This is a genomic window from Luedemannella flava (assembly GCF_039528515.1).
Lineage (GTDB): Bacteria > Actinomycetota > Actinomycetes > Mycobacteriales > Micromonosporaceae > Luedemannella > Luedemannella flava.
Genome location: NZ_BAAALT010000211.1, coordinates 1 through 2,378, shown reverse-complemented (window position 1 = coordinate 2,378; position 2,378 = coordinate 1). Strand labels below are relative to the sequence as shown.

At 68.2% G+C, this 2,378-nt stretch carries 2 protein-coding genes; both read right to left on the bottom strand.

The genetic code is table 11. The features are described 5' to 3' along the window. A partial coding sequence (locus tag ABD211_RS26435) for a glycoside hydrolase family 6 protein (RefSeq protein WP_344137518.1) occupies positions 1-606 on the bottom strand: 606 nt, incomplete at its 3' end. A 464-nt stretch (positions 607-1,070) separates the two neighbouring features. Next, on the bottom strand, positions 1,071-2,360 hold the full coding sequence (locus ABD211_RS26430; RefSeq protein ID WP_344137521.1) for a glycoside hydrolase family 10 protein: 1,290 nt from the start codon (positions 2,358-2,360) through the stop codon (positions 1,071-1,073). Positions 2,361-2,378: the final 18 nt, after the last annotated feature.

The following is a 2,378-nucleotide window of genomic DNA, read 5'->3' as shown; positions in this document are numbered from 1 at the left end:
CCACGCCGAGTGGCCACCGTCGAGGTAGACCTTCGCGTTCGGGGCCGCGGACTTGATGTCACGCACGGCGGTCGACAGCGCGTTGTTGCGCGCCGCGATGCCGTTGGCGTCCAGACAGGTCAGCAGCGCGATGGAGTCGGTCTCCAGGATGATGATGGAGGTCTGACTGCCCAGGGCCGGGGCGAAGGTGCGCACCCACTGGTTGTAGGTCGCCAGGTCCGGCGCGCCGCCGGCGCTGGCGCCGCCACAGTCACGGTTGGTGATGCCGTACACCGACAGCACCGGCACCTGACCGGCCGCGTTCGCGGCGTTGACGTACGAGCCGACCTCGGACGCGACCGTCGACAGGTTGAAGTTCGCGAACCAGCGCGCGGCGGGCTGGCTCGCGATGTTCGTGTTGATGACGTTGCGGCGCGAGTCGCTCGGGTTCGCGGCGACCCACTTCACGACGGCGGAGTCCGGGTCCCGGTACATGGTGCCGGACAGTGTGCCGGCGTTGGCTGACGTCGTCGCCAGCCAGACGCCGCTCGCCGCGAGCGCGACGACGCCAACGCCGGCGATGACCGACGTTCGTCGCCTGCCGCGGCTCAGGATTCGTTGGAACACGTTGCTGCCTTCCCTGAGGACGAATGGTGGAGTCGATCTCGACGCGTGGGGGGCAGGGCAACGCCTGAGCACGTCGTTTCGGTGGTGCGCGACGGCGTCGGTGGGCGCGGTCGTGCCAACCGTCCGTTCTCACCTGCCGATGGAGGAGCCATGATCCGGAAGCGCTTCCATAGATGCACGTACCCGCCTGGCAAGTAAGGCGATCGTTACATCGGACTCTGACATGCGTCAATACGGCGGATGCCGACCGCCGCAAGCGGTCTGCCGCGCGCGTCCCGGATCGTGGTGGAAGCGCTTCCAAGACGTGCGCATACGGGCCGTGAATGTCCTGATCGCCCTTCCGGGTGCCGGCGCGCCACGTGCGCCCAGGACAGGAACTTGCATGCCGGGCGCGACGTGGCCTACGCGAAAGGCACCGCCGCCCGGAAGCCGGACGGCGGTGCCCTCTACCTGTCGAACAGTGGTCAGCTGGTGCTGCAGCTGACCGTGGGCCAGGTCCAGTTGCCGTTCGTCATGATGGTGACGCCGAAGTTGTTGCCGCTACCGTTCGGGGTGGCGACCATAACCTGGCTGCTGGGCCATGTGGCGTTGACGTTCCAGGTGGAGCTGATCCGCGCGGGCGAAGGCACGTTCATCGTCACCCGCCAGGAGTTGGAGCCGGAGACGGAGACGTTGAGGTTGTACCGGTCGCCCCAGATCTGCCCCGCCGAGAGCGTCGCGGTGCAGCTGCCGCCACCGCCACCACCCTGAGTCGTCGTCGGCGCGGTCGTGGTCGGGTTGCTCGGCGCGCCGCCGTTGAGGGCGTTGAGCGTCGAGGTGTACGCGGCCTTCTTGTTGCCGTTGCCGTCGAACAGCAGCGGGGTGCCGCTGGAGCGCCACGAGTCGCTGTCGCGCACGCCCCACACGGTGATGCCGTTGCAGCGCGTGACCGCGAGGCAGTCGTTGACCACGGCGGCGTACGTGTTGGCCTGCGTGGTGCCCGAGCCCTCGATGTCCAGCTCGGTGATCTGCACGTCAACGCCGAGGTCGGCGAAGCTCTGCAGCGTGGTGCGGTAGTTGGAGTTGTACGGCGAGTTCGCGTTGAAGTGCGACTGGAAGCCCNTGGCCCAGGTCCAGTTGTCGGTGTTGTAGTCGTTGTAGCAGAGTTTCGCGGCCGGGTCGGCGGCGCGCGCGGTACGGAACGCGACCTCGATCCAGTCGTTGCCGGTGCCCTGCAGGTTGGAGTTGCGGCGTGCGCCGCTGTTGCCGTCCTCGAACGCCTCGTTCACCACGTCCCAGGCGTAGATCTTGCCCTTGTAGTAGCCCATCACGCCGTTGATGTGGTCGATCATCGCCTGCCGCAGCGACGAGCCGGACAGGCTCTGCATCCAGCCGGGCTGCTGCGAGTGCCAGGCGAGCGTGTGGCCGCGCACCCGCTTGCCGTTCTGGACGGCCCAGTTGTAGACCCGGTCGGCGTTGGAGAAGGAGAACTGCCCCCGGTTGGGCTCGGTGGCGTCGATCTTCATCTCGTTCTCCGCGGTCACCATGTCGAACTCGCGGTTGGCGATGGTGGTGTACGTCGAGTCGCCGAGGCGGCCCGAAGCGATCGCGGTGCCGAAGTACCGACCGGTGCGGTTGGCGGCGGCCTTCAGGGTCGTGGCCGAGCCCGGCGCCTGCGTGGTCGGCCCAGCGGTCGGCCCAGCGGTCGTCTGCGGCGCGGAGCTGGTCTGCGGCGCGGCGCTCGTCTGCGGGCTGCCGCCGTCGCTGACGGTGATGTTGGAGCTGCCCGAGCT